This window comes from Streptomyces sp. NPDC002490, assembly GCF_040296045.1.
In the GTDB taxonomy this organism is placed as follows: domain Bacteria; phylum Actinomycetota; class Actinomycetes; order Streptomycetales; family Streptomycetaceae; genus Streptomyces.
Genome location: NZ_JBEOWM010000001.1, coordinates 183,456 through 208,164, shown reverse-complemented (window position 1 = coordinate 208,164; position 24,709 = coordinate 183,456). Strand labels below are relative to the sequence as shown.

At 73.4% G+C, this 24,709-nt stretch carries 25 protein-coding genes; 12 read left to right on the top strand and 13 right to left on the bottom strand.

Annotated features, from left to right (window positions below):
• Positions 1 to 33: 33 nt before the first annotated feature.
• From ABT092_RS00965 to ABT092_RS00950, 4 genes are all read left to right on the top strand, one after another.
• Entirely contained in the window at positions 34 to 504 is a 471-nt protein-coding gene (locus tag ABT092_RS00965; RefSeq protein WP_351238421.1) for a nuclear transport factor 2 family protein, read from the top strand.
• A 135-nt stretch (positions 505 to 639) separates the two neighbouring features.
• The gene (gene folB / locus ABT092_RS00960) at positions 640 to 999 is read left to right on the top strand and encodes a dihydroneopterin aldolase (RefSeq protein WP_351238298.1); all 360 of its coding nucleotides are present in this window, start codon (positions 640 to 642) and stop codon (positions 997 to 999) included.
• Positions 996 to 1,604: a 2-amino-4-hydroxy-6-hydroxymethyldihydropteridine diphosphokinase gene (folK, locus tag ABT092_RS00955; protein ID WP_351238297.1), complete on the top strand. Its 609-nt coding sequence runs from the start codon at positions 996 to 998 to the stop codon at positions 1,602 to 1,604. Before folB ends, folK begins: the two co-directional genes overlap by 4 nt.
• A gap of 80 nt (positions 1,605 to 1,684) precedes the next feature.
• Complete coding sequence (locus ABT092_RS00950) at positions 1,685 to 2,179, top strand: DUF3180 domain-containing protein (RefSeq protein ID WP_351238295.1); 495 nt, start codon at positions 1,685 to 1,687, stop codon at positions 2,177 to 2,179.
• Positions 2,180 to 2,218: 39 nt separating this feature from the next.
• On the opposite strand, the gene folE is transcribed toward ABT092_RS00950, so the two are convergent.
• The 6 genes from folE to dacB all read right to left on the bottom strand — a co-directional run bounded on the left by folE (position 2,219) and on the right by dacB (position 9,955).
• Positions 2,219 to 2,824 (bottom strand): GTP cyclohydrolase I FolE, encoded by a 606-nt coding sequence (gene folE / locus ABT092_RS00945; protein ID WP_351238293.1) that lies wholly within the window; start codon positions 2,822 to 2,824, stop codon positions 2,219 to 2,221.
• Positions 2,825 to 3,011: 187 nt separating this feature from the next.
• Entirely contained in the window at positions 3,012 to 5,048 is a 2,037-nt protein-coding gene (gene ftsH, locus ABT092_RS00940; protein ID WP_351238291.1) for an ATP-dependent zinc metalloprotease FtsH, read from the bottom strand.
• 190 nt (positions 5,049 to 5,238) lie between these two features.
• Positions 5,239 to 5,799 (bottom strand): hypoxanthine phosphoribosyltransferase, encoded by a 561-nt coding sequence (gene hpt, locus ABT092_RS00935; protein WP_351238289.1) that lies wholly within the window; start codon positions 5,797 to 5,799, stop codon positions 5,239 to 5,241.
• A 44-nt stretch (positions 5,800 to 5,843) separates the two neighbouring features.
• Complete coding sequence (gene tilS, locus ABT092_RS00930) at positions 5,844 to 6,947, bottom strand: tRNA lysidine(34) synthetase TilS (RefSeq protein ID WP_351238287.1); 1,104 nt, start codon at positions 6,945 to 6,947, stop codon at positions 5,844 to 5,846.
• Between the two features lie 248 nt (positions 6,948 to 7,195).
• Positions 7,196 to 8,338, bottom strand: a complete 1,143-nt coding sequence (locus ABT092_RS00925) for an Rv3626c family coenzyme F420 biosynthesis-associated protein (protein ID WP_351238286.1) — start codon at positions 8,336 to 8,338, stop codon at positions 7,196 to 7,198.
• A 51-nt stretch (positions 8,339 to 8,389) separates the two neighbouring features.
• Entirely contained in the window at positions 8,390 to 9,955 is a 1,566-nt protein-coding gene (gene dacB, locus ABT092_RS00920; RefSeq protein WP_502968362.1) for a D-alanyl-D-alanine carboxypeptidase/D-alanyl-D-alanine endopeptidase, read from the bottom strand.
• 229 nt (positions 9,956 to 10,184) lie between these two features.
• Here dacB and ABT092_RS00915 point away from each other — a divergent pair, with 229 nt between their 5' ends.
• Both ABT092_RS00915 and ABT092_RS00910 read left to right on the top strand, forming a co-directional pair.
• Positions 10,185 to 10,676: an inorganic diphosphatase gene (locus ABT092_RS00915; RefSeq protein WP_351238417.1), complete on the top strand. Its 492-nt coding sequence runs from the start codon at positions 10,185 to 10,187 to the stop codon at positions 10,674 to 10,676.
• A gap of 290 nt (positions 10,677 to 10,966) precedes the next feature.
• Positions 10,967 to 12,634 (top strand): threonine/serine exporter family protein, encoded by a 1,668-nt coding sequence (locus ABT092_RS00910; protein ID WP_351238415.1) that lies wholly within the window; start codon positions 10,967 to 10,969, stop codon positions 12,632 to 12,634.
• A 15-nt stretch (positions 12,635 to 12,649) separates the two neighbouring features.
• Here ABT092_RS00910 and ABT092_RS00905 read toward each other — a convergent pair whose 3' ends face one another.
• Complete coding sequence (locus tag ABT092_RS00905) at positions 12,650 to 13,345, bottom strand: DedA family protein (protein WP_351238284.1); 696 nt, start codon at positions 13,343 to 13,345, stop codon at positions 12,650 to 12,652.
• 213 nt (positions 13,346 to 13,558) lie between these two features.
• On the opposite strand from ABT092_RS00905, the gene ABT092_RS00900 reads away from it, so the two are divergent.
• The gene (locus ABT092_RS00900; RefSeq protein WP_351238282.1) at positions 13,559 to 13,924 is read left to right on the top strand and encodes a YbjQ family protein; all 366 of its coding nucleotides are present in this window, start codon (positions 13,559 to 13,561) and stop codon (positions 13,922 to 13,924) included.
• A gap of 145 nt (positions 13,925 to 14,069) precedes the next feature.
• On the opposite strand, the gene ABT092_RS00895 is transcribed toward ABT092_RS00900, so the two are convergent.
• Complete coding sequence (locus tag ABT092_RS00895) at positions 14,070 to 14,834, bottom strand: MerR family transcriptional regulator (protein WP_351238280.1); 765 nt, start codon at positions 14,832 to 14,834, stop codon at positions 14,070 to 14,072.
• A gap of 155 nt (positions 14,835 to 14,989) precedes the next feature.
• Between ABT092_RS00895 and gad the strand changes: the two genes are divergently transcribed.
• Positions 14,990 to 16,402 (top strand): glutamate decarboxylase, encoded by a 1,413-nt coding sequence (gene gad, locus ABT092_RS00890; RefSeq protein ID WP_351238278.1) that lies wholly within the window; start codon positions 14,990 to 14,992, stop codon positions 16,400 to 16,402.
• A gap of 16 nt (positions 16,403 to 16,418) precedes the next feature.
• Here the strand turns inward: gad and ABT092_RS00885 are convergent, their stop codons facing one another.
• The 4 genes from ABT092_RS00885 to ABT092_RS00870 form a co-directional block, all read right to left on the bottom strand.
• Positions 16,419 to 17,060: a PadR family transcriptional regulator gene (locus ABT092_RS00885; RefSeq protein WP_351238276.1), complete on the bottom strand. Its 642-nt coding sequence runs from the start codon at positions 17,058 to 17,060 to the stop codon at positions 16,419 to 16,421.
• Between the two features lie 24 nt (positions 17,061 to 17,084).
• Positions 17,085 to 17,636 (bottom strand): DinB family protein, encoded by a 552-nt coding sequence (locus tag ABT092_RS00880; protein WP_351238274.1) that lies wholly within the window; start codon positions 17,634 to 17,636, stop codon positions 17,085 to 17,087.
• Between the two features lie 106 nt (positions 17,637 to 17,742).
• Complete coding sequence (locus ABT092_RS00875; protein WP_351238272.1) at positions 17,743 to 19,209, bottom strand: aldehyde dehydrogenase family protein; 1,467 nt, start codon at positions 19,207 to 19,209, stop codon at positions 17,743 to 17,745.
• 67 nt (positions 19,210 to 19,276) lie between these two features.
• On the bottom strand, positions 19,277 to 20,173 hold the full coding sequence (locus tag ABT092_RS00870) for a Sco1979 family transcriptional regulator (protein ID WP_351238270.1): 897 nt from the start codon (positions 20,171 to 20,173) through the stop codon (positions 19,277 to 19,279).
• Between the two features lie 284 nt (positions 20,174 to 20,457).
• Here ABT092_RS00870 and ABT092_RS00865 point away from each other — a divergent pair, with 284 nt between their 5' ends.
• Positions 20,458 to 20,994, top strand: a complete 537-nt coding sequence (locus tag ABT092_RS00865; RefSeq protein ID WP_351238268.1) for an ATP-binding protein — start codon at positions 20,458 to 20,460, stop codon at positions 20,992 to 20,994.
• A 218-nt stretch (positions 20,995 to 21,212) separates the two neighbouring features.
• Here the strand turns inward: ABT092_RS00865 and ABT092_RS00860 are convergent, their stop codons facing one another.
• Positions 21,213 to 21,446 carry a DUF397 domain-containing protein gene (locus ABT092_RS00860; protein WP_351238413.1) on the bottom strand — a complete coding sequence of 78 codons (234 nt, stop codon included), beginning with the start codon at positions 21,444 to 21,446 and terminating at the stop codon, positions 21,213 to 21,215.
• Between the two features lie 386 nt (positions 21,447 to 21,832).
• Between ABT092_RS00860 and ABT092_RS00855 the strand changes: the two genes are divergently transcribed.
• The 3 genes from ABT092_RS00855 (at position 21,833) to ABT092_RS00845 (ending at position 24,541) form a co-directional block, all read left to right on the top strand.
• Positions 21,833 to 24,028 carry an FUSC family protein gene (locus ABT092_RS00855; protein ID WP_351238266.1) on the top strand — a complete coding sequence of 732 codons (2,196 nt, stop codon included), beginning with the start codon at positions 21,833 to 21,835 and terminating at the stop codon, positions 24,026 to 24,028.
• Between the two features lie 31 nt (positions 24,029 to 24,059).
• Positions 24,060 to 24,224, top strand: a complete 165-nt coding sequence (rpmG, locus tag ABT092_RS00850) for a 50S ribosomal protein L33 (RefSeq protein ID WP_351238265.1) — start codon at positions 24,060 to 24,062, stop codon at positions 24,222 to 24,224.
• 62 nt (positions 24,225 to 24,286) lie between these two features.
• Complete coding sequence (locus ABT092_RS00845; RefSeq protein ID WP_351238263.1) at positions 24,287 to 24,541, top strand: type B 50S ribosomal protein L31; 255 nt, start codon at positions 24,287 to 24,289, stop codon at positions 24,539 to 24,541.
• Positions 24,542 to 24,709: the final 168 nt, after the last annotated feature.

Genomic DNA, 24,709 nt, shown 5'->3' with positions numbered 1-24,709 from the left:
GACCCCGGCCCGACGACACCCGAGCAGGAGGCCGTGGAACGCGCCAACACCGCCTACTACGAGGCGGTCGAGCGCGGCGACTTCGACGCCCTGTCCGACCTCTGGCTCGACGACCGCGACCTCCCGGACACGCCCCCCGGCACCGGGCCCCGGGTCTCCTGCGTGCACCCGGGCTGGCACCCGCTGGGCGGCCGCGGCGAAGTGCTGCGCTCCTACGCGCTGATCATGGCGAACACCGAGTACATCCAGTTCTTCCTCACCGACGTGCAGGTCACCGTCTCCGCGGGAACGGCACTGGTGACCTGCACCGAGAACATCCTCAGCGGTGGGCCCGCCCCGAAGGACGGCGGCGAGCTGGGGCCGCTGGTGGGGCAGCTGGTGGTGGCCACCAACGTGTTCCGGCAGACCCCGCAGGGGTGGAAGCTCTGGTCCCACCACGCGTCCCCGGTCCTCGCCGAGACCGACCCCGACGCGACCGAGGAACCCCCGGACCCAACACCCTGACCTGCGCCGACCGCCCGGACGGGGCGCGGCGGCCCCCGCGCCCCATCGAGGGCGACGGGCCCGGGTAGCCTCGATCGGGGCGTGAACCGCACGCAGGACGAACGACGAAGACAGCGACGAGGCAGGAGCGAAGGCGTGGATCGTGTCGCACTGCGCGGCCTGAAGGCCCGCGGCCACCACGGGGTGTTCCCCCGGGAACGCGAGGAGGGCCAGACCTTCCTGGTGGACGTGGTCCTGGGCCTCGACACCCGGCCGGCCGCGGCCGGCGACGACCTGGAGAGGACCGTCCACTACGGCATCGTCGCCGAGGAGGTCGTCGCCATCGTGGAGGGCGAACCGGTCAACCTCGTGGAGACCCTCGCCGAACGCATCGCCGCCTCCTGCCTCGCCCACGAGGCCGTGCAGGAGGTCGAGGTGTGCGTGCACAAGCCCGACGCCCCCATCACCGTCCCGTTCGACGACGTGACGGTCACCATCACCCGGAGCCGCGCATGACCCGTCCGGACGACAGCACCGGGGACCCCACCGTCCAGCCGGTGCCCCCCGAGGTCACCGCACGGGTGGACGCCGCCGACACCACCCTCAGCAACCCCCGACGCGCCGTGCTCTCCCTCGGCAGCAACCTGGGCAACCGGTTGGAGAACCTCCAGGGCGCCGTGGACGCGCTGGAGGACACCCCCGGGCTGCGGGTGACGGCCGTTTCCCCCGTCTACGAGACCGCGCCCTGGGGCGTCGAGCCCGGCTCCCAGCCCTCCTACTTCAACGCCGTGGTGCTCGTGCGGACCACCCTGCCGCCCGGTTCGCTGCTGGAGCGCGCCCAGGCCGTCGAGGAGGCGTTCGCCCGGGTCCGCACCGAGCGCTGGGGGCCGCGCACCCTGGACGTCGACGTGATCGCCCACGCCGACACGGTCTCCGAGGACCCGCAGCTCACCCTGCCGCACCCGCGCGCCCACCAGCGGGCCTTCGTCCTGGTGCCCTGGCACGACGTCGATCCCGATGCCGAGGTCCCCGGCCGCGGTCCGGTGGCCGCCCTGCTCGCCGGGGTGTCCCGCGACGGGGTCACGCCGCGCCCCGACCTGGAACTCCGGTTGCCCGAGTAGTCGTTAAGGTCAGACGGAACGGCACGACCGCGCACGGCCCGAGGACACCGGACCGCGACCGACCGACGCGAAGGGGCGACGTGAACCAGCTGCGCATCAGGACCCTGCTCGGCCTCTTCCTGGGGGCCGGCCTGGTGTCCTGGGCGGGAGCCCGTCTGTGGGACTCGCTCGGCACGCTGCCCGGGGTGCCGCTGGCCGCGCCCATCGTGCTCGCGGTCATCGCGGTGGTCCTCGGCGCCACGGCGCTGTCGCTGCGGGCGCGGCTGCGCGCCCAGCGGGACCGGGAGCCGGGCGCCAAGGGCGTCGACCCGCTGATGGCCGCCCGGGCCCTGGTCTTCGGCCAGGCCAGTGCCCTGGTCGCGGCGTTGATCGCCGGCGTCTACGGCGGGGTGGGGGTCTTCCTGCTCGGCTCGCTGGACGTGCCGGCCCGCCGGGACCAGGCCGTCTACGCCGGCTTCTCGGTCCTCGCCGGGATCGCCGTGATACTGGCCGCGCTCTTCCTCGAACGGGTCTGCAAGCTCCCGGAGGACGACGACACCCCCCATCCGCCCGGCACCGAGGCCCGCGGGGCCTGAGCCCCTCGCCCCCGGGCCGGGCCCACGCAGCGCCGGGGCTCAGCGCGCCAGGATCAGGCTCATCGCCTCGGCACGGGTGGTGGCGTCCCGCAACTGCCCGCGCACCGCGGAGGTCGTCGTCTTGGCGCCCGGCTTGCGGATGCCCCGCACCGACATGCACATGTGCTCGGCCTCGACCACGACGATCGCGCCCCGGGCGTCCAGGATGCGCACCAGCGAGTCGGCGACCTGCGTGGTCAGCCGCTCCTGCACCTGGGGCCGCCGGGCGAAGACCTCGACCAGCCGGGCCAGCTTCGACAGTCCGGTGATCTTGCCGGACTCGGCGGGGATGTACCCGATGTGGGCCACCCCGTGGAACGGCAGCAGGTGGTGCTCGCACAGGGACACGATCTCGATGTCCTTCACCAGGACCATCTCGTCGTGCCCGAGGTCGAAGGTGGTGGTGAGGACGTCCTCCGGCTCCTGCCACAACCCGGCCAGGATCTCCCGGTAGGCGCGGGCGACCCGGGCGGGGGTGTCCCGCAGCCCCTCGCGGTCGGGGTCCTCCCCCACGGCGATGAGCAGTTCCCGGACGGCGGCCTCCGCCCGCTTCGCGTCGAACTCGCCTATCGTGCCCTCGCCGTCCAGTGTGACGGGGTCGGTCATGGTCTGCCTCGTTCCTTAGCCGTACAGACGTGTCAGCCGTACAGACGTGTACGTGCGGGGCACACCGAGATGCCGCGCACCCCCAGCCTAACCAGGGGAAGGCGGCACGCACGCAACGGTCGAGGACGAGGAGAAGGCCGTGACCGGGGCCGAAGCCCGGTCACGGCCTTCTCCGTGTCGGTGCGGGTCAGCCCTGCGCGGGGCCGTCCTCCGGGGTCGTCGGCGTCTCGGCCGGGGCGACCGGGGTCGCGTCGGCCTTGGTGGTCGACAGCGTCGGGGTGCCGCCGTTGGTCAACGACAGCTCCTTCGGCGAGAGGACCGGCGGACGCGTCGAGGGGGTGCGGCGCGAGGAGCCCGTCCACGCCGGGCGGGCCGGACGCTTGACGATGGGGGCGAAGATCTCGGCGATCTCCTCCTTGCCCAGCGTCTCCCGCTCCAGCAGCTGGAGGACCAGGTTGTCGAGGACGTCACGGTTCTCGACGAGGATCTCCCACGCCTCGTTGTGCGCGTTCTCGATGAGCTTCTTGACCTCTTCGTCGACGAGCGCGGCGACCTCTTCCGAGTAGTCGCGCTGGTGCGCCATCTCCCGGCCGAGGAACGGCTCGGTGTTGTCGCCGCCGAACTTGATCGCGCCGAGCCGCTCGGTCATGCCGTACTGCGTGACCATCGCGCGCGCGGTGGTCGTGGCCTTCTCGATGTCGTTGGCGGCGCCGGTGGTCGGGTCGTGGAAGACCAGCTCCTCCGCCGCGCGCCCGCCCAGCATGTACGCCAGCTGGTCGAGCATCTCGTTGCGCGTGGTGGAGTACTTGTCCTCCTCGGGGAGGACCATCGTGTAGCCCAGGGCGCGGCCCCGCGAGAGGATCGTGATCTTGTGCACCGGGTCGGAGTTGGGGGAGGCCGCCGCGACCAGGGCGTGTCCGCCCTCGTGGTACGCGGTGATCTTCTTCTCCTTGTCCGACATGATCCGGGTCCGCTTCTGCGGGCCCGCCACGACGCGGTCGATGGCCTCGTCCAGCATGTGGTTGTCGATCAGCTTCTTGTCGCTGCGGGCGGTGAGCAGCGCGGCCTCGTTGAGGACGTTGCTCAGGTCCGCACCGGTGAAGCCGGGGGTGCGGCGGGCGACCGCGGCCAGGTCGACGTCCTGGGCGACGGGCTTGCCCTTCTGGTGGACCTTGAGGATCTCCAGGCGGCCCTGCATGTCGGGGCGGTCCACGGCGATCTGCCGGTCGAAGCGGCCCGGGCGCAGCAGCGCCGGGTCGAGGATGTCGGGCCGGTTGGTGGCGGCGATCAGGATGACGCCGCCCTTCACGTCGAAGCCGTCCATCTCCACGAGCAGCTGGTTGAGGGTCTGCTCGCGCTCGTCGTGACCGCCGCCGAGGCCGGCGCCGCGGTGGCGGCCGACCGCGTCGATCTCGTCGACGAAGACGATCGCCGGGGCGTTCGCCTTGGCCTGCTCGAAGAGGTCGCGGACCCGGGAGGCGCCGACGCCGACGAACATCTCGACGAAGTCGGAACCCGAGATCGAGTAGAACGGCACCCCGGCCTCGCCGGCCACGGCACGGGCGAGGAGGGTCTTGCCCGTGCCGGGCGGGCCGTAGAGCAGCACGCCCTTGGGGATCTTGGCGCCCACGGCCTGGAACTTCGCCGGCTCCTGGAGGAACTCCTTGATCTCGTGGAGTTCCTCGACGGCCTCGTCGGATCCGGCCACGTCGGCGAAGGTGGTCTTCGGGGTGTCCTTGCTGATCAGCTTGGCCTTGGACTTCCCGAAGTTCATCACCCGGGAGCCGCCGCCCTGCATCTGGTTCATCAGGAACAGGAAGACGACCACGATCAGGACGAACGGCAGCAGGGAGAGCAGGATGCCGACGAAGGGGTTGTCCTTCGAGGGCGAGACGGTGTAGCCGTCGGGGATCTGCTTGTCCTGGTACTTGGCCTGGAGGTCGGCGGCGAGGTCGGCGCCCTGGTCACCGATGTAGCTGGCCTGGACCTTGGTCTCGCCCTCGACCTTCTGGCCGTCCTTCAGCGTGATCTTGATGGTCTGGGAGTTGCCCGTGGTGAGCTGGGCAGACTTCACCTGGTTGTTGCTGATGGCCTGGATGACCTGGCCGGTGTCCACCGTCTTGTAGCCGCCGGACGAGCCGACGACCTGCATCAACACGACCACGGCGAGGACGGCCAGCACGATCCACATCACGGGCCCACGGAAGTATCGCTTCACGTCCATCCATACGGAGCGGTGTCGCCCCGTCCCTCCTGCCATAGTGAGTTTGATAAAGACTGTTCTTCGGACGGTACCCCAGCATTGTCACCCGGAGCCGCAGCGTGCCGGTGCCAATCCCGCGGCAATCCCGCCGCCGCTTGCTCCAACGGCGGGAACCGCACGAGGGTTCCCGCCGGGGGCCGGGCCGCGCGGTTCAGCCGCCGTAGACGTGGGGCGCGAGCGTACCCACGAACGGCAGGTTCCGGTACTTCTCCGCGTAGTCGAGGCCGTAGCCCACGACGAACTCGTTGGGGATGTCGAAGCCGACCCACTCGACGTCGATCGCGACCTTCGCCGCCTCCGGCTTGCGCAGCAGCGTGCACACCTTGAGGGAGGCGGGCTCCCGCGAACCGAGGTTGGAGATCAGCCAGGACAGGGTCAGTCCGGAGTCGATGATGTCCTCGACGACCAGGACGTGCTTGCCCTTGATGTCGGTGTCGAGGTCCTTGAGGATCCGGACCACCCCGGAGGACTGGGTGCCCGCGCCGTACGAGGACACCGCCATCCAGTCCATCGTGAGGGGGGTGGACAGCGCCCGCGCCAGGTCAGCCATCACCATCACGGCGCCCTTCAGGACGCCGACGATCAGCAGGTCCTTGCCCGCGTACTCCGCGTCGATCTTCGCGGCCAGCTCGGCCAGCTTCGCGTCGATCTCTTCCTTGGTGATGAGCACCGACTGGAGGTCGGTGCCCATGTCTTTCGCGTCCACCCGCATCACTTTCGATCGTCCGGGCCGGTGCCGGGCCCGCGGGGCCCGACTCAGCTCTGCCGGATCACCAGTCTGCCACCCTGGCGCTGGGCCACGACCCGGCCGGGGAGATTGATCGCTCCCTGGCCGCGCCAACCGGTGATCAACCGGTCGACCTCCTCGATGTGCCGGGCGAACAGCGAGCCGGCGGGGGCGCCCGCGTCGATGGCCGCGCGGCGCAGCACCCGGCGGCGCACCGCGGGCGGCAGCGCGTACAGCTTGGCGCACTCCAACAGCCCGGCCGGGTCGCGTACCGACCGCTCGGCCTGCGCGGCCCAGGCGTCCAGGGCGTCGGCGTCGTCCCGGGAGAGCTGGGCGGTGCGGGCGAGGGCCTCGACGACGCCCTTGCCGAGGGCCTTCTCCAGTGCGGGCAGGCCCTCGTGGCGCAGCCGCGAGCGGGTGTAGGCCGGGTCGGCGTTGTGCGGGTCGTCCCAGACCGGGAGGTGTTGGGCGAGGCAGGCCGTGCGGGCGGTCTGCCGGTCGAGGTGGAGGAAGGGGCGGCGGTAGCGTCCGCCGGCGCCGGAGACGGGCGCCATCCCGGACAGCGAACGGATGCCGGAGCCGCGGGCGAGGCCCAGCAGCACGGTCTCGGCCTGGTCGTCGCGGGTGTGGCCGAGGAGGACCGCGGCGGCGCCGTGGCGTTCGGCGGCGGCGTCCAGGGCGGCGTAGCGGGCGTCCCGGGCGGCGGCTTCGGGTCCGCCGTCGCGCCCCACGGTCACGGTGACCGCGTCGACCGGGTCGAGTCCGAGGGCGGCGAGCCGGGCGGCCACCTCGGCGGCGCGGGTCCCGGAGCCGGGTTGGAGCCCGTGGTCGACGGTGACGCCGCCGGCGCGGACGCCGAGCTTGGGGGCCTCGAAGGCGAGGGCGGAGGCGAGGGCGACGGAGTCGGCGCCGCCGGAGCAGGCGACCAGCACCAGCGGGGACGCGTCGGAAACCTCGGCGCTCGGCGCCGAGGGGGGAGTGCGGGGAGCGGGTGCGCCGGCGGCGTGGGGGGCGGGCGCGGGTACCGCGGGGGGGCGGTCGTCTTCGGCGAGCAGGTGGTGTTCGGTGAGCAGGTCGTGGAGGACGCGGCGGACCGCCAGGCGTATCGCCGCGACCGCTGGATGGGGACCCATGTCCGGTTCCCTTCGTGGAGTTCGGGGTCGGGCACGCGCCCCGGAGGTCCCCGGGGCACCGCCCGTGAGCGTGGTGCCGTTTCGGTTCCCAGGCGATCGGGCGGGTCGCTGCCGCGCCGCCCGATCACTCAGAGTGCGTCGATGGTGACAGAACCGAGCCGTTCCCCGAGCATTGCACGCCTGTCAGGGGCCCACGGTCCCTCGGACGGGTGATTGCGCGGGCGCCGTCCTGCCGTCGGCCGTTCGGCTCATTCCCCCGTCTTGCCGTGCACCCGTGCGATCCAGTCCGCGGGCTTGCCGATCTCGGCCTTGGTGGGGAGCGTGTTCGGGGAGGTCCAGGCGCGGTTGAAGCCGTCCATGCCGACCTGGTCGACCACCGCCCGCACGAAGCGCTCGCCGTCGCGGTACTGACGGAGCTTGGCGTCGAGGCCGAGGAGCTTGCGCAGCGTCTGGTCGAGTCGGGAGGCGCCCCGGGCCCTTCGCTGCTGGAACTTCTCCCGGATCTCCGCGACCGAGGGCACCACCGCGGGGCCGACCCCGTCCATCACGTAGTCGGCGTGCCCTTCGAGCAGGGACATCACCGCCGTCAACCGCCCCAGGACCTCCCGCTGGGCGGGGGTCTGCACCAGTTCCACCAGGGAGCGACCGCCGTCGTCCTCCTCGCCCTCGGGGCGTCCTCCGGCGAGCGACTGCGCGGCCTCCCGGATGCGCTCCAGGAAGGTCATCGGGTCGACGTCGGTCTCCGCCAGGAAGGTCTGGATCTCGCCCTCCAGGTGGTCGCGCAGCCAGGGCACGGCGGTGAACTGGGTGCGGTGGGTCTCCTCGTGGAGGCAGACCCAGAGCCGGAAGTCCCGCGGGTCCACGTCCAGCTCGCGCTCCACGTGGACGATGTTGGGCGCGACCAGCAGGAGCCGCCCGCCCCCGCCGGGGGCGGCGGGCAGGTCCCGGGTGGCCGGGGCGAAGGTCTCGTACTGGCCGAGCACCCGGGAGGACAGGAACGACAGCAGCATGCCGAGTTCCACGCCGGTGACCTTGCCGCCGACCGCGCCCAGCACCGCGTTGCCGGGTCCGCCGCGGCGCTCCTGCATCTTCTCCAGCAGGGGCTTGAGGATCTCGCGGAAGCCCGCGACGTTCGCCTTGACCCAGCCCGGCCGGTCCACGACCAGGACCGGGGTGTCGTGCTCCGGCCCGGCGGGGGTCGCACCGTCCGGGTCGACCATCCGCGTGTAGGCGCGGACGTGTTCCTCCGACGCCTTGGCGTGCCGCCGCAGTTCCGCGACGATCGCCCGCGCCTCGTCCCGGCTGACCTCGGGACCCGGCCTCACCAGGCGGGTCGCGGTCGCCACCGCGAGGTTCCAGTCGACCATCTCCGCACCACCGATGCTCGTCATGCGTCAACCGTACGGGACCGGTGCCCCCGTGGGGACGCCCCCGGCGCGGGGTCAGGCACAGCCGCAGGCGGTCAGGGCGGCGGCCATCCGGTCCAGACGGGACTGGGCGGCGGCGGGATCGGTGGCGGGCCCGTCGCTCAGGAACGTGAAGGCGAGCAGCCGGCCGTCCCGGTCGACGACCGTGCCGGCGAGCGCGTGCACCCCGGTCAGGGTGCCGGTCTTGGCCCGCACCAGGCCGGTGCCGGCGGCGTCGGACCCGGAGGAGTAACGGTTCCTCAGAGTGCCGGTGAAGCCGGCGACCGGCAGCCCGGTCAGCGCCGGGCGCAGGGCGGCGCCCTCGGGGCGGGAGGCGGCGGCGAGCAGTGCGGTGAGGGTGCCGGGCGCCAGCCGGTCGGCCCGGTCGAGCCCGCTGCCGTCGGCGAAGCGCACCCCGCCGAGCGGCACCCCCAGCCCGCCGAGCCGCCGCTGCATCGCGGTCTCGCCGCCCTTGAAGCTGGCCGGCTGGCCGGAGGCGAGGGCGACCTGACGGACCAGGGCCTCCGCGAGGTCGTTGTCGCTGTGCGTCAGCATCCGTTCGACCAGGGCCGACACCGGCGGGGAGGCGACCTCGGCCAGCTCCCGGGCCCCGGCGGCGGCCTTCGCCGGGGCGGCGGCGCCCTTCACCGCGAGGCCGCGGTCGGCGAGCAGGGCGGCGAAGCGGGCGGCTGCGTCCTTCGCGGGGTCCTCGCTGCGCGGTGCGGGTCCGCTGGAGGAGTCGTCCAGGCGTCCCTCGTCCACCATCAGGGGGGTCACGGACGCGATGTTGTCGTTGCGCCCGATGGGGTGAACCGGGGGCCCGGAGTACAGGGAGGTGTCGTACCCGAGCCGCACCTCCCGGGTGCCTCCGTCGGCGAGGGCGCGCGCCGTCGCCTGCGCCAGGTCGCGCAGGGAGGCGTTGCCGCGGGCGTCCTCGCGGGCGGTGAGGGTCGGATCGCCGCCGCCGACGAGGACCACCCGGGCCGGTTCCTTGCCGGCGGCGGGTTCCAGGACCGTGCGGGTGGTGATCCGGTGGTCGGGGCCGGGTGCGGTCAGCGCGGCCACCGCGGTGGCGACCTTGGTGGTGGAGGCGGGGGTCAGCGCCTTGCCGGGGTCCTTGCCCCAGAGCAGTTCGCCGGTGGCGGCGTCCACCACCGCCGCCCCGGTGCGGGTCCCGGGGGGCGCCCCGTCGAGCAGCGGCCCCAGGCGCTTGCCGAGGGCGGCGGCGCCGGGCAGCGGGGTCCGGGCCCCCGCGGTGCCCGCCCCGCCCAGTGCGTCGAGCACTGCGGGGGCGCGCGGCGGGGTCTTGGGCGCCCGGGCGCCCGCGCCGCCGCCCGGGGCCTCGTGATGTGCACCACCCTCGGTGCGCAGGGCGGCGGCCCGGTCCCGTTCCACCGTACGCTGCCCCGACGCGTCCCAGGGGCCGGTGAGCGCCAGGGAGCCCGTCGCCAGGGCCAGGCCGGTCACCGCGGCGACCGTCGTGACCTGCCAGGTCCTGAGGTCCACGGGGCGGAGCGTGCGGAGTCCGGCGAGCAGCGCCCGGGAGCGTTCGACGAACGCCCGGGCGCGCGGCGACGGCGTCGGCTCCGGCAGCTCCGGCACGATCGACCAGCCCCTTTCGCGATCACACACTTGGGTGAGGGACACTTAACCACTGCGTCTTGCCGGGGGTACGACTTCCCGGTGGACCCCGACCGCCAACCGGACGGGGGCGGGGGTCCGTACGGCGGTAGCCGCCCCCGGGCGCCGGCCGCGCCGGACCGCCCTCGGGAGGTCGGCGCGGACGACACCGTGTTACCAGAATTATGTGCTGATCATGGAGGAGCCACCGGTGGAGTTCGACGTCACGATCGAGATTCCGAAGGGTTCGCGCAACAAGTACGAGGTGGACCACGAGACCGGTCGCATCCGCCTCGACCGTCGACTGTTCACGTCGACGAGCTACCCGGCGGACTACGGGTTCGTGGAGAACACCCTCGGCGAGGACGGTGACCCGCTGGACGCCCTCGTCATCCTGGACGAGCCGACCTTCCCGGGCTGCCTGATCCGCTGCCGCGCGATCGGCATGTTCCGCATGACGGACGAGGCGGGCGGCGACGACAAGCTGCTGTGCGTGCCGGCGTCCGACCCGCGCGTGGAGCACCTGCGGGACATCCAGCACGTCTCCGAGTTCGACCGCCTGGAGATCCAGCACTTCTTCGAGGTCTACAAGGACCTGGAGCCCGGCAAGTCGGTCGAGGGCGCCGACTGGGTGGGCCGTGCCGAGGCCGAGGCCGAGATCGACCGGTCCGTGGCCCGGTTCAAGGAGAGCGGCGGCCACTGACGGCCGTTCCCGCACGACGACGGGCCGTGCACCCCGGAGACCCCGGGGCGCACGGCCCGTTTCGGTGTGGGCGCGCATACTGAGCGTACGGACGGGTCCGGTGGTGCCGGTGGTGCACAAGTGCCGGGCCTTGACGGAGCCGGTCGGGGGTACGCGCTCCCCCGTACGGCGCGGCTCCCGGACGCCGTGGCGCGGCGGGAGCGGGCACGGAGGCAGGGTTCGGCAGAAGGGGCGCGGTGAGCGAGCGGAAGCATCCGGGCGGGCCGAGCGCCCGTGAGTCCCGGAACGCGGTGCACGGCCCGGCCGACCCCGGCGCGGACCTCACACCGGACGCCGACGAGGCGCGCAGCGCCTTCACCCCGCCGTCCGGCATCGCGCCGCTCTCCGGGCCGGTGGAGGACGAGTCCCAGACCACGTCCGAGTTCGCGGTGCCCGCGGGGGTCCCCGAGCCGGTCGACGCCGAGCCGGCGGAGCCGGAGGGCTCCGCCTTCAGCACCCCGCGCACGTACCGCGCGCGCAGCGCCCCGCCGGCCTTCACCCCGCCGTCCGGGGTGCCGCTGGTCCGGCTCGACGAGGCGCCGTGGCAGGACCGGATGCGGACCATGCTGCGGATGCCGGTCACCGAGCGGCCGGCGCCCGAGGCCGTGCAGCGGCACGAGGACGACAGCGGGCCCGCGGTGCCCCGGGTGCTGGACCTGACCCTGCGGATCGGCGAGCTGCTGCTCGCCGGGGGCGAGGGCGCCGAGGACGTGGAGGCGGCGATGTTCGCCGTGTGCCGCGCCTACGGGCTCGACCGCTGCGAACCCAACGTCACCTTCACCCTGCTGTCGATCTCGCACCAGCCCTCGCTGGTGGACGACCCCGTCACGGCCTCCCGCACGGTGCGCCGGCGCGGCACCGACTACACCCGACTGGCGGCCGTCTACCGGCTGGTGGACGACATCAGCGACCCGGAGCACGCGGTGTCGCTGGAGGAGGCGTACCGCCGGCTCGCGGAGATCCGCCGCAACCGGCACCCCTACCCCGGCTGGGTGCTCACCGCCGCCAGCGGGGTGCTCGCCGGCGCGGCCTCGGTGCTGGTCGGCGGTGACCTGATGGTGTTCGTGGCGGCGGCGCTGGGCGCGGTGCTGGGCGACCGGCTGGCCTGGCTCTGCGCGGGCCGCGGGCTGCCGGAGTTCTACCAGTTCATCGTGGCCGCGATGCCGCCCGCCGCGATCGGGGTGGCGCTCACCCTGGCCCACGCGGAGGTGCGGGCCTCGGCGGTGATCACCGGCGGGCTGTTCGCGCTGCTGCCGGGGCGGGCGCTGGTCGCGGGGGTGCAGGACGGGCTCACCGGCTTCTACATCACGGCGGCGGCCCGGCTGCTGGAGGTCATGTACTTCTTCGTCGGCATCGTGACCGGCGTGCTGCTGGTGCTGTACTTCGGGGTGCAGTTGGGCGCAGAGCTCAACCCGGACGCGGCGCTGCTGGTGATCGAGCGCCCGGGGTGGCAGATCGCCGCCTCCATGACGCTGACGCTGGCGTTCGCGGTGCTGTTGCAGCAGGAACGTTCCACCGTGCTCCTGGTGACGCTGAACGGCGGGGTCGCCTGGGTGGTGTACGGGGCGCTGCACTACGCCGGCGGGATCTCCCCGGTGGCGTCCACGGCGGTCGCGGCGGGGCTGGTGGGCCTCTTCGGGCAGTTGCTCTCCCGGTACCGGTTCGCCTCGGCGCTGCCGTACGTCACGGCCGCGATCGGGCCGCTGCTGCCGGGCTCCGCGACCTACTTCGGGCTGCTGGGCATCGCCCAGAACGAGTTGGACGCGGGGCTGGTGTCGCTGACCAAGGCGGCGGCCCTCGCCATCGCCATCGCGATCGGCGTGAACCTGGGGGCGGAGGTGTCCCGGCTGTTCCTGCGGGTGCCGGGGGCCGCCTCGGCGGGGCGACGCCGCGCGGCCAAGCGGACGCGCGGCTTCTGAGCCCGTACGGGGCGGTCAGCGCTTGGCGTGCCGGCCCCGGGGGGTGGGGTCGGTGGGGTCGTCCGGGCGGGTGCCCCCGGCGGCGGCCCGCTTGGACTGGCCGCGGGCGCGCAGGAACTCCACGACGATCGGGACGACCGACAGCGCGACGATGCCGATCAGCATCATCTCGACGTTGTCGCGCACCCAGCCGTGCCGGCCGAGCCAGGCGCCGAGCAGGGTCACCCCGGCGCCCCACAGGACGCCGCCGATGACGTTGAAGGTGATGAAGGAGCGGTACCGCATCCCGCTCACGCCGGCGATGATCGGCGTGAAGGTGCGGACGATGGGCACGAACCGGGCCAGCACCAGCGACTTCGGGCCGTGCTTCTCGAAGAACTCGTGCGCCTTGAGGACGTTCTCCTGCTTGAAGAACCGCGAGTCCGGCCGGTTGAAGAGCGCGGGGCCGACCTTCTTGCCGAACAGGTAGCCCACCTGGTCGCCGACGATCGCCGCGATGCAGATCAGCGTGCAGACCAACCACAGGTCCATGGTGAGCGCCCCGGTGGTCACCAACAGCCCCGTGGTGAACAGCAGGGAATCGCCCGGGAGGAAGAAGCCGAAGAAGAGGCCCGACTCGGCGAAGACGATGATCAGCAGACCGTAGATGCCGAACTCGTTGAGCAGGAAGTCGGGGTCGAGCCAACTCGGTCCGAGCGCGAGCGTCGTCACGGTAGCGGACTCCTGGGGTCGGAGGGGGGTGGTGGGACGGGCGGCGCACGGCCACGGGGCCGGGGCACGTCCCGGGGGCTCCAAGCTACCAACGCGGGGCGGGCGTCCGCGGTTTCCGGACACCGTCCCGGGGTGCGAGCGGCGCCCGCCCGGGCTAGTCTGTGCGCCCCGCCCCGCCGGGGCGGCGACACGGGCGATCCGGAAGGCGCGCGGATGGGCATCGACGAGTACGGCGGCGGACTGGACCCCGATGCGGAGGTCCTCGTCGTCACGACGAACGACGTGCCGGGCTACCGGGTGGACCGGGTGATCGGGGAGGTGTTCGGCCTCACCGTGCGCTCGCGGCACCTGGGCAGCCAGATCGGCGCCGGGCTGAAGTCCATGATCGGCGGCGAGTTGAAGGGGTTGACCAAGACCCTGGTGGAGACCCGCAACCAGGCCATGGAGCGGCTCATCGAACAGACCCGCGCCCGGGGCGGCAACGCGGTGCTGATGTTCCGCTTCGACGTCACCGAGGCCGCGGACGTCGGCACCGAGGTCTGCGCGTACGGCACGGCGTGCGTGATCAGCCCGCTCTAACCCCGGTGCGCCGTGCACGCCGGTCGTGCGCGGAGACGGAACGCCCCTGACGGACGCCGGCGCACGGTCGCGGGGCACGCCCCCTGCGCGTGCCCCGCGACCAGGGCCCACGGGTGACGGCCGCCGGGGCCGTCATCCGTACGGCTCAGAGGTGGCGGGCGGCGTTGGCCAGCACCGCGTCCCGCAGGTAGGGGGCCAGCCCGGGTTCGATCGCCTCGTAGGTGGCGGTGAACCGGGCGTCGGCCACGTACATCTCGCCGAGCGCCGCGTGCATCTCGTACCCGCACGCGTAGGAGCTGTCGGAGATGAACCGGCGGTGCTCCTCGGCCACGTCCATGGCGGCCTCGGAGTCGGCGGGCACGCCCCGGACCAGCAGGTCCCCCATCCGGCGGTGGATCGCGGCGAAGCCCCGGCCGACCCGGACCCAGTCCTCCTTGGTGTAGCCGCCGGTGCGGCGGTGCGACTCGCGGTAGGCGTCGGTGCCGCCCCAGCGCTCCGCGGCCTCCCGTGCGTGGGTGTCGGGGTCGAAGTCCCCGAACACCTCGAACTTCTCCTGCGGGGTCAGTTCGATGCCCATGCTGCGCGCCTCCATGGCGGTCTCGACCGCGGCGGCCATCCGCCGCAGTCTCTCGATGCGGGCGGTGAGCAGGCCGTGTTGACGGCCGAGGTGCTCGCGCGGATCCGCGGTCGGGTCGTCCAGCAGGACGGCGATCTCCTCCAGCGGGAAGCCCAGCTCCCGGTAGAAGAGGATCTGTTGCAGCCGGTCCAGGTCCGCCGCGTCGTAGCGGCGGTGCCCGGCCGCGCTGCGTCCGCCCGGGGACAGCAAGCCGATCCCGTCGTAGTGGTGCAGGGTGCGCACCGTGACCCCGGCGTACGCGGCGACCTGTCCCACGGAGTGGTGCGTGGCCACGTCGGCCTCCTCCCGTTCCCTCGTCCGTCCCCCACGGTGCCTCCTCACGTCGCGTGAGGTGCAAGCCCGGCCTACGGTGGGCCGTGGGCCCCTCGGCGTGGCCCCCGCGGCCCCGCCCCGCGCCCGCGGTCCCCCCACCACCGCCGGAGGCGCACGTGTCGCTGCACCGAGGTGCCGACGGGTCCGCCGGGCGCGGCCTGTCGGTGAACCCCTTCTACGGGGACGCCAACCCGCTGGTCGACATGGTCGACGCCCCGCCCGTGCACCGGCTGCCCGACGGGCCGATGCCGCCCGTGACCGCCTACCAGTTGGTGCACGACGAGTTGATGCTGGACGGCAACGCCCGGCTGAACCTGGCCACCTTCGTCACCACCTGGATGGAGCCGCAGGCCCGGGTGCTGATGGACGAGTGCAGCGACAAGAACATGATCGACAAGGACGAGTACCCGCGCACCGCCGAGTTGGAGCGGCGGTGCGTGGCGATGCTCGCCGACCTGTGGCACGCGCCCGATCCGCAGGCGGCCGTGGGCTGCTCGACCACCGGGTCCAGCGAGGCGTGCATGCTGGCCGGGATGGCCCTGAAGCGGCGCTGGGCGCTGCGCAACGCCGACCGCTACCCCTCCCGCGAGGCCCGCCCCAACCTGGTGATGGGCGTCAACGTACAGGTGTGCTGGGAGAAGTTCTGCACCTTCTGGGAGGTGGAGGCGCGGCAGGTGCCCATGGAGGGCGACCGCTACCACCTGGACCCGCAGGCGGCGGCCGAGCTGTGCGACGAGAACACCATCGGCGTGGTCACGGTCCTCGGTTCGACCTTCGACGGCTCCTACGAGCCGGTGGCCGAGGTGTGCGCGGCGCTGGACGCGCTGGAGGCGCACACCGGCCTGGACGTGCCGGTGCACGTGGACGGGGCCTCGGGGGCGATGGTGGCGCCCTTCCTCGACCCGGACCTGGTCTGGGACTTCCGGCTGCCGCGGGTGGCGTCGATCAACACCTCGGGGCACAAGTACGGGCTGGTGTACCCGGGGGTGGGCTGGGCGCTGTGGCGGTCGGCGGCCGAACTGCCCGAGGAGCTGGTGTTCCGGGTGAACTACCTGGGCGGGGAGATGCCCACCTTCGCGCTGAACTTCTCCCGGCCGGGGGCGCAGGTGGTGGCGCAGTACTACAGCTTCCTGCGGCTGGGCCGGGACGGGTACCGGGCGGTGCAGCAGGCGACCCGGACGGTGGCCCGGGGGCTGGCCGAACGGATCGAGGCGATGGGCGACTTCCGGCTGCTGACCCGGGGCGACCAGTTGCCGGTGTTCGCGTTCACCACGGCGGAGGGGGTCACCGGCTACGACGTGTTCGACGTGTCGCGGCGGCTGCGGGAGCGGGGCTGGCTGGTGCCGGCGTACACCTTCCCGGCGCACCGGGAGGACCTGGCCGTGCTGCGGGTGGTCTGCCGCAACGGCTTCTCGGCCGATCTGGCCGCCCTGTTCGCGGCGGACCTGGAGCGGCTGCTGCCGGAGCTGCGGCAGCAGGGCGGCACCGCGGTCTCCGACCGGGCCGCCGCCACCGGCTTCCACCACTGACCGGGCCGGGCGGCCGTCAGCGACGGTCGCCGGGGTGGTGCTCCCCGGTGGCGTACGGGTTGGCCTCGCCCTCGCCGAGCACCCCCACGAAGGGCGCGCCCTCCCCGGCGAAGGAGTACGCGCCGGACTCGATGCGGGCGATGAGCCCGCGGGTCCACTCGGCGCCGCCGTCCGCGGAGTGCAACCAGAAGTTCATGATCTCCCCGATGTGCTGGAACTGCCCCGGGCCCCGGGCGGGGTCGTAGTACTCCAGCACGGAGGCGCGCCAGCGCTCGATGGCCGCGATCCGCCGGCCGAGCAGTTCGACGACCTCGGCGCGCGGCAGGTCGACCATCAGCCCGAGCGCGGCGGAGAGGACGTCGGGCTTCTGGTCGTACGAGGTCAGGGCCTCGCGCAGCAGGGCGAGGTACTCCTCGTCGCCGCGCTCGGTGACCTCGTACTCGACCCGGGGCGGGCCGCCGGCCGTGGAGGGGGCCACCTCGTGCGCGAGCAGCAGGCCCTGCTTGGCCATCTGCTTCAGGGCGTGGTAGATCGAGCCGGGCTTGCCGTTGGACCACTCGTGCGCGCCCCAGTACTCCAGGTCGTTGCGCACCTGGTAGCCGTGGGCCCGTCCGTGTTGACGGACGGACCCCAGCACGAGCAGTCGGATCGCCGACATGCGCCACCTCCACGGGCACGCTGGTCAATTTTGACCAGCGTATCCCCCTTCCAGCGCCGTCAGATCGAGCGCGGTCCGCCCGTCCAGGGACTCGCGGAGGATGTCGGCGTGCCCCGCGTGCCGGGCCACCTCCTCCACCAGGTGCACCAGCAGCCAGCGCATCGACACCCGGCCGTCCTTCGGGAACCAGGGCGCCTCGGGCAGCGGGAAGGTCCCGTTGAGGTCGGGCAGGGAGTGGACGAAGTCCTCGGTCTCCCGCGCCACCCCGCTCCACAGGTCCAGCACCCCGGCCAGGGTCTCGCCCTCCTCCAGGTGGAAGCTCTTCCGGTACTCGGCCACGTCCCGGTGCCGTTCGTTGGGCCGCTGCTGGGCCAGCCGCAGCCAGCCCAACTCGACCTCGGCGAGGTGCTTCACCAGTCCGGCCAGGGAGAGTTCGCTGGCGCACGGCCGGCTCTCGGCCCGGTCCTCGTCGAGTCCGAAGACCGCGCGCCGGACCGCACCGCGCTGGGCCTCGACGAAGGCGAGCAGTTCCGCCCGCTCGTCGCCGGGGATCGGGGACTGGACGTGCGTGACCATGGGGCCGCCTTCCGGGGAACTCCGCACGCGCCGTCCGCGTGCTGACGTTCCGCACCCTAGGTCGGCAATAGGTCAGCTCCTGGCCTCATGGGATCCGGGTGCGTGCTCAGAACGGGAACGGGTGCCGCTGGCGCTGGACGGAGATCCACTTCCAGGTGGTGAACGCCTCGACCGTGGCCTCCCCGCCCAAGCGGCCGGGCCCGGAGTGCTTCTGACCGCCGTAGGCGACCAGCGGATCGTCCTGGATCGTGCTGTCGTTGACGTGGAACATCCCCGTGTCGACCCGTCGGGCGAAGGCCACCCCGCGCTCGGCGTCGGCGGTGTGCACCGCTCCGCTGAGCCCGTAGGGGGTGTCGTTGACCAGTGCGACGGCCTCGTCCTCGCCCTCGAAGGGGATCAGCAGGGCGACCGGGCCGAATATCTCCTGGCGCAGCAGCGGGGAGGAGGCGGGCAGGTCGGTGAGGACCGTGGGTTCGACCAGGTTGCCCACCGTGCGGCCGCGCACCAGCGCGGTGGCCCCCTCGGCGAGCGCCTGCTCCACGAGGTTGGTGAGGGCCTCCGCCTGGAAGTCGTTGATCACCGGGCCGATGTGCACCCCGGGGTCCCGGGGGTCACCGGTGCGCAGCCCGCGCACCCGGTCCAGGAACCGCTCGGTGAAGGCGTCCCGCACCCGTCGGTCCACCAGGATGCGGTTGGCCGCCATGCAGACCTGACCCTGGTACGCGTACCGGCTGAACACCGCGGCGTCCACCGCGTACTCCAGGCCCTCCTCGTCGAGGTCGTCGAGGACCACCAGCGCGCTGTTGCCGCCGAGTTCGAGGACGGAGCGCTTGAGGTGGCTCGCGGCGACGGCGGCCACGTGGCGGCCGACCCGGTCGGAGCCGGCGAAGGACACCACGGCGGGCACCGGGTGCTCCAGCAGCGCGTCGCCCACCTCGGCGATGTCGGTCACCACCACGTTCAGCAGCCCGGCCGGCAGCCCGGCTTCGGCGAAGATCCGGGCGATCAACCCCCCGCCCACGACCGGGGAGTTCTGGTTGGGCTTGATCACCACGGCGTTCCCCAGGGCGAGCGCCGGGGCCACCGACTTCATGGTGATGAGGAAGGGGAAGTTGAACGGGCTGATGACGGCGACCACCCCGACCGGGACCCGGTAGACGCGGTTCTCCCGGCCCTGGTCCGTCGAGGGCGCGATGTGGCCTTCGGTCCGCATGGCCAGGTGGATCGCCTCGCGCAGGAACTCCCCGGCGAGGTGCACCTCGTGCAGCGCCTTGCTCCGGATGCAGCCGAGTTCCTCGACGGCGGCCTCGGCGATCTCCTCGGCGAGGCCCTCGGTGATCCGCAGGGCCCGTTCCAGCACCCGGCGCCGCTCGTAGGGGCCGGCGGCGGCCCAGGCGGGCTGCGCCCGCTCGGCGGCCCGGTAGGCCGCGTCGACCTCGGCGCGGGTGGCGACCGTCAGGGACGCCAGCTTCTCGCCGTTGTAGGGGTTGAAGTCGATGATGTCCCAGGAACCGCTGCCGGTCCGCCACTCGCCGTCGACGTACTGGCGGGCCAGGTCGGTGAAGAAGGACATGTGATCCCCAACCGCAGGAGGAAGGCTCGGGCGACGGCGCCTGATGGAACGTCATCGTACTGGTGTCTTACGACAATTGGAGCAGTCCCCGGAGAAGGTCGCGGGTGTCCGAGGGGTTGGGACTGTCCGTCCTGAGCTGTTCCATGACGTTCGCGTACTGGGCAACCTCTTCCGGCTTGTCGACGTAGAGGGCGCTGGTGAGCTGCTCCAGGTAGACCACGTCCGACAGGTCCGACTCCGGGAAGCTCAGCATGGTGAAGCTGCCGCTCTCGCCGGCGTGGCCGCCGAAGCTGAACGGCATCACCTGGAGCGTGACGTTGGGGCGCTCCGAGACCTCGATGAGGTGCTGGATCTGGCCCCGCATCACCTGGCGGTCGCCGTAGGGGCGGCGCAGCGCCGCCTCGTCCAGCACCACGTGGAACGCCGGTGCCCGCTCGGACACCAGCACCTTCTGCCGCTCCAGCCGCAACGCGACCCGGCGTTCGACGTCGGCGGGGCCGGCACCGCCGCGGGTGACCACGGCGTGCGCGTACGCCTCGGTCTGGAGCAGCCCGTGGACGAACTGCACCTCGTAGACGCGGATCAGCGAGGCGGCGCCCTCCAGGCCCACGTAGGTCTGGAACCAACCGGGCAGCACGTCGGAGTAACTGTGCCACCAGCCGGCGACGTTGGCCTCCTTGGCGAGGGCCAGGAGCGGTCCCCGCTCCGCGTCGGCGCTCACCCCGTAGAGGGTCAACAGGTCCTCGACGTCACGCGCCTTGAAGCTCACCCGTCCCAACTCCATGCGGCTGATCTTCGATTCGGAGGCCCGGATCGCGTACCCGGCCCGCTCCCTGGTGATCCCCCGGGACTCCCGCAACCTCCGGAGCTGTGACCCCAGCAGGATGCGGCGCACCACCGAGCCGCCCCCGGCGGCTCCGGCCGGCCCGGACCGGGAAGTCCCCCACGACTCGCCTGCGGTCACGCTCGTCAGCCTCCCCAACGTCTTCAGGCTGCGAAGTCTGCCACTAAAACCTTCCAGCCCGTACTCATTCGGTTACAGAAAGCAGAAAGAGGGCTTCCGGGGCCAGAAGAACAAGACAAGAAGTCCCGGGAAGAAATCCCCTTCAAGACACATGGTCCCTTCCACAACGGGCGCTTGCACGTGCATCTGCCCTTGCATCTGCCCAACGCATTCGGAACCATGGTGAGTGCACCACCGAGCAACCGGAGTAACGCCAGAGCCGCGCATCCACGGGAGTGCCTCGCATGGGGATGAATGGATCGACCATGCTGGAGCCGTTAAGGCAGGGGCTTCCCCCCATCGACCCGACGGCGGTGTCCAGCTCCGCGTCCTGCGCCCTGCCCCCTCACTACGAGGCGGTCCGCGAGGCACGCCGGTTCACCCGCGACACCCTCGCCGAGTGGAAGGCGGACGAACGCTCCGAGGACGTCCACCTCGTCGTGTCCGAACTCGTCACCAACGCCCTGCGGCACGCCCTGCCGCAGGCCGGGATCGACGTGGACGCCTCCGGCGACCTCCTCCCGGTCCGGCTGCACCTGATGCTCTGGGGCCACCGCCTGGTCTGCGCGGTGCGCGACCCCAGCACCGGGTCCCCGGTCACCGGCTACTGCGGGACGCTGGGTTCCGCGGGCGCCGCGGGCGGGGCGGAAGCGGACGCGTTCACCGCCGCCGAGTCGGGGCGCGGGCTGTTCCTGGTGGAGTCCTTCAGCGACGGCTGGGGGTGGCACCCGCTGGCCGGCGCGCCGGGCGGCAAGGTCGTCTGGGCGCTGTTCCGGCTCTGACCCCCGCGCCGGCCGTGGGCCGGGCCCCGCGCTCCGGGCCGCCCGGGCCCCGGCTCCGGGGGTCCGGGCGCGGTTCCCGCACGTCGGACCGCCGGGGGCGCATACCGGCCGGACGGTCCGGTTCCCGCCCGCACACGGTCGACCGCGCCCCGCGAACGGTCCGGCCCGACGGGGACGCACCCGCCCGCGGGCGGGGCGCCGGGTGTGCGCCGGCGGATTCAGGAGCCCGTCACCAGGTGGTCGAACTCGCCGTCCTTGACCCCGAGGAGCATCGCCTCGATCTCCGCGCGCGTGTAGAGCAGGGCGGGGCCGTCCGGGAAACGGGAGTTGCGCACCGCGACCTCGCCGTCCGGCAGCCGCGCGAACTCCACGCACGACCCCTGCGAGTTGCTGTGCCGGCTCTTCTGCCAGACCACCCCTCGAAGCCGTGTGGCGGCCATGCCGTTGTACATGTCATGCACGGGGTCGCTCCCAGTGACGCAGGGGCCGATGTGGCGTTTGCTGCAACGGTCAACTGCCCCGGATCATAGCCGTGTTTCACGTGCACGTGCGCGAGCACCTGCACGTGCACGCGGCGTACCTCCCTCGTCACGGAGCATCAACACCACACCGACCAGCGGGCGTTGACCGAACGCCCCGGTTCGCCCCCGGCACCCTCCCTCCCCACCGCCGCACACCCCCCGCGACCCGCACACACGAACTCCCGCACTCCCCCACACCCGCGCCCCCGCCCGGCACGTCCCCGCCCCGTTCCCGCAGCCGCCACCCGCGGGACAGGACGCGCCCCGCGCTCCCGTCGTTGCCCGCCGCCGGCGGACCCGCTCCCTATCCTGTCCGCGTGAGCTGGCTCCGGGCGCTCGGGGCGTCCGCCCGGTCGGGACTGACCGTCGAACGGAAGCGGCTGGAGCCGCTGCTGGCGCTGCGCGCCGCCCTGGGGCTCGCCCTGGTGATGGCCTTCGGGCTCTGGGCGCTCGGGCCGATCGCCGCCGTCAGCTCCGCCTTCGGCGCCTTCCAGGCCGCCATCGCGACCTTCCAGCGCAGTTGGCGCCCGCGCCCCGAACTCGCCCTGGTCTCCGGCGCCAGCCTCGCCGTCTCCAGCTTCCTCGGCTACCTCGCCCACCCCTACCTCGGCCCCTTCCTCGCCCTGCTCGGCGCCTGGACCTTCCTGGCCGGCCTGACCTGGGCGATCGGCCCCACCATCGGGCTGCTGGCCACCACCAACGTGGCGATCGTGCTGATCACCGTCACCCTGCCCAGCTCGATCGGCCAGGCCGCGGTGCACGCCGCCATGATGGTGCTCGGCGGGCTGGTGCAGGCCGCCCTGGTGGTGCTGCTCCCGGTCCGCCGGTGGGGCGCCCAGCGCGACGCCCTCGCGGACGCGCTCGCCGCCGAGGCCGACTACGCCCGCCGGCTGCGGCACGACCCGGTGGCGCCCTTCGACCCGGCCCCGCTGATGGCGGCCCGGGAGGCCGCCGCGGTCACCGTCCGCCAGGCCCGGCGCCGCCCCGCCGACCTGCGCGGCCCGCGCCCCCTGGCCGAACGCATCCGCCCCGTCCTCGCCTCGCTCGCCGACCCCGCCCTCGGGGTCCCCGACACCGGCCCGGCGCGCGACCGGGTCCGTGAGCTCCTCGCCGCCGCCGGCGCCGTCCTGGACGCCACCGCGCACGCCGTCCGCCGCGCCGAGCCGGTGCGTGCGCCGGCGTGGGCGGTGGCCGCCTTCCGCACCCCGGACACCGCCCGCTTGCTCACCGGGCCGCCGCGCCGGGCCGCCCTGCGGCTGGGCGCACTGCTGGACCGGATGGCCGACCTCGCCGCCACCGCCGGTGCCGACCCGCCCGCCGACCGCACCGCGTCCACCGGCCTGGTGCGCCCCTCGCTGGTCGCCCTCGTCCCGGCCGCCGCGGCCGAGGTGCGACGGGAACTGCGCCGGCGCTCCCCCGTGCTGCGGCACGCCGTCCGGGTCACCGCGGTCACCACGGCCGGGTACCTGGCCGGCAGCCTGCTCCCGCTGGGCCACGGGTACTGGGCGCCGCTGACCTCGGTGATGGTGATGCGCCCGGACTTCTCGGAGACCTACGCGCGCGCCGTCGGCCGGTTCGGCGGCACCCTGCTGGGCGTCGCGCTGGCCACCGCGCTGGTGCAGTCCGCCGCACCGGGCAGCCTGGTCCTGGGGGCGCTCGCCGTGCTCTGCGCCGGGCTGATGTACCTGCTGCTGCGCACCGGCCAGTTCGCGGCGCAGACCTGCCTGGCCGCGTACGTGGTGCTGCTGCTCGGCATGGCCGGCGAACAGTGGACGCAGACCGTCCCCGAGCGCGTGGTGCTGACCCTGGTCGGCGGCCTCCTCGCCATGCTGTCCTACGCCCTCTACCCGGCCTGGGAGACTCCTCGACTGCGGTTCCGGCTCGCCGACTGGTTGACCGCGGTGGGCCGGTACGCCGCGACCGTCCTGGCCCGGTACGCGGTCCCGGCGGACGAGGGAGCGCCGAGGGGCGCGCGGCTGGACGGCGCGCCGGCGGGCGAGCCGCGCCCGGCGCACGGCGAAGGGCCGGACGGGGCGGCGGTGCGCGCGGCGCTGCTCAAGGCGCGGACGGCGCGCGCCGCCTGGCACGACTCGGTGGCCCGCGCCGCCGCCGAGCCGGTCCGCGGCCGCGGGCTGGCGCCCGGGCGGGCCCGGGCCGCCGAGCGGGCCCTCGGCCGGTTCGGCCGGGCGGCCATGCTGCTGGAGGCCCATCTGACGGAGCGGGGCGGCACGCCCGTCCCCGGTGCGGCGGCGCTGGCCGAGGCGCTGCGGCGGGCGGTGGACGAGGGGGCCCGGGCGGTCCGGGAGCGCCGGGTGCCCGACTGGCGTCCCGTGTGCGAGGCCCTCGCGGCGGGCTCGTCCCCACCACCGCCCGGGGACGGGGACGGGGACGTCGACGCGGTGGTCCGGCACGGGGCGCGACTGCTCCTGGCCGCCCTGGAGGACTTCTCCCGGGCCCTGGACCCCGAGGCCCCGGAGGACGCCGGTTCCGGGGCCCCCACCCCCACCACTTGAAAACGGTATTCATTTTCAGTACAGTGTCGGCATGGCTCGCAACGAACTCCGTCCGATCGTCAAGCTCAGGTCCACGGCGGGCACCGGCTACACGTACGTGACCCGCAAGAACCGCCGGAACACCCCGGACCGGCTCACGCTGCGCAAGTACGACCCGGTGGCCGGCCGTCACCTCGCGTTCCGCGAGGAGCGCTGACCGCCCCCGCCCCCGCCCGGCACCACGCCGGGCACCCCACCCGGAGAGGACCCAGGTACACCATGAAGCCCGACATCCACCCCCCGTACGGACCGGTCGTCTTCCGGGACCGGGCGGCGGGCCACGCCTTCCTCACCCGTTCCACCGCGACCAGCGACAAGACGATCGTCTGGGAGGACGGGGTCACCTATCCGGTGGTCGACGTCGAGATCTCCAACGTCAGCCACCCCTTCTACACCGGCACCGCCCGGGTGCTCGACACCGCGGGGCGCGTGGAGCGCTTCGAGCGCCGCTACGGGCGGCGCGCGACGCGCTGACCCCGGGCGCGTACCGGCACCGGGCGTGCGGGGACCCGTGACGGGGTCCCCGCACGCCTCTTCGTCCACCCGGCACACCACCCGCGCGCCGGAGCGCACGATCACGCGGACGGGTACCACGGGTGCGGCAACCGTCCCACGTCCCGGCGCGTCAGCCCGGGGCCGTTC

Excerpts from the sequence above, each read along its gene's own strand:
- folK (WP_351238297.1), top strand. The coding sequence starts at position 996 with ATGACCCGTCCGGACGACAGCACCGGGGACCCCACCGTCCAGCCGGTG.
- folE (WP_351238293.1), bottom strand. The coding sequence starts at position 2,824 with ATGACCGACCCCGTCACACTGGACGGCGAGGGCACGATAGGCGAGTTC.
- ftsH (WP_351238291.1), bottom strand. The coding sequence starts at position 5,048 with ATGGACGTGAAGCGATACTTCCGTGGGCCCGTGATGTGGATCGTGCTG.
- hpt (WP_351238289.1), bottom strand. The coding sequence starts at position 5,799 with ATGCGGGTGGACGCGAAAGACATGGGCACCGACCTCCAGTCGGTGCTC.
- tilS (WP_351238287.1), bottom strand. The coding sequence starts at position 6,947 with ATGGGTCCCCATCCAGCGGTCGCGGCGATACGCCTGGCGGTCCGCCGC.
- ABT092_RS00925 (WP_351238286.1), bottom strand. The coding sequence starts at position 8,338 with ATGACGAGCATCGGTGGTGCGGAGATGGTCGACTGGAACCTCGCGGTG.
- ABT092_RS00900 (WP_351238282.1), top strand. The coding sequence starts at position 13,559 with ATGGGCATCGACGAGTACGGCGGCGGACTGGACCCCGATGCGGAGGTC.
- ABT092_RS00885 (WP_351238276.1), bottom strand. The coding sequence starts at position 17,060 with ATGTCGGCGATCCGACTGCTCGTGCTGGGGTCCGTCCGTCAACACGGA.
- ABT092_RS00880 (WP_351238274.1), bottom strand. The coding sequence starts at position 17,636 with ATGGTCACGCACGTCCAGTCCCCGATCCCCGGCGACGAGCGGGCGGAA.
- ABT092_RS00875 (WP_351238272.1), bottom strand. The coding sequence starts at position 19,209 with ATGTCCTTCTTCACCGACCTGGCCCGCCAGTACGTCGACGGCGAGTGG.
- ABT092_RS00865 (WP_351238268.1), top strand. The coding sequence starts at position 20,458 with ATGGGGATGAATGGATCGACCATGCTGGAGCCGTTAAGGCAGGGGCTT.
- ABT092_RS00860 (WP_351238413.1), bottom strand. The coding sequence starts at position 21,446 with ATGTACAACGGCATGGCCGCCACACGGCTTCGAGGGGTGGTCTGGCAG.
- rpmG (WP_351238265.1), top strand. The coding sequence starts at position 24,060 with ATGGCTCGCAACGAACTCCGTCCGATCGTCAAGCTCAGGTCCACGGCG.
- ABT092_RS00845 (WP_351238263.1), top strand. The coding sequence starts at position 24,287 with ATGAAGCCCGACATCCACCCCCCGTACGGACCGGTCGTCTTCCGGGAC.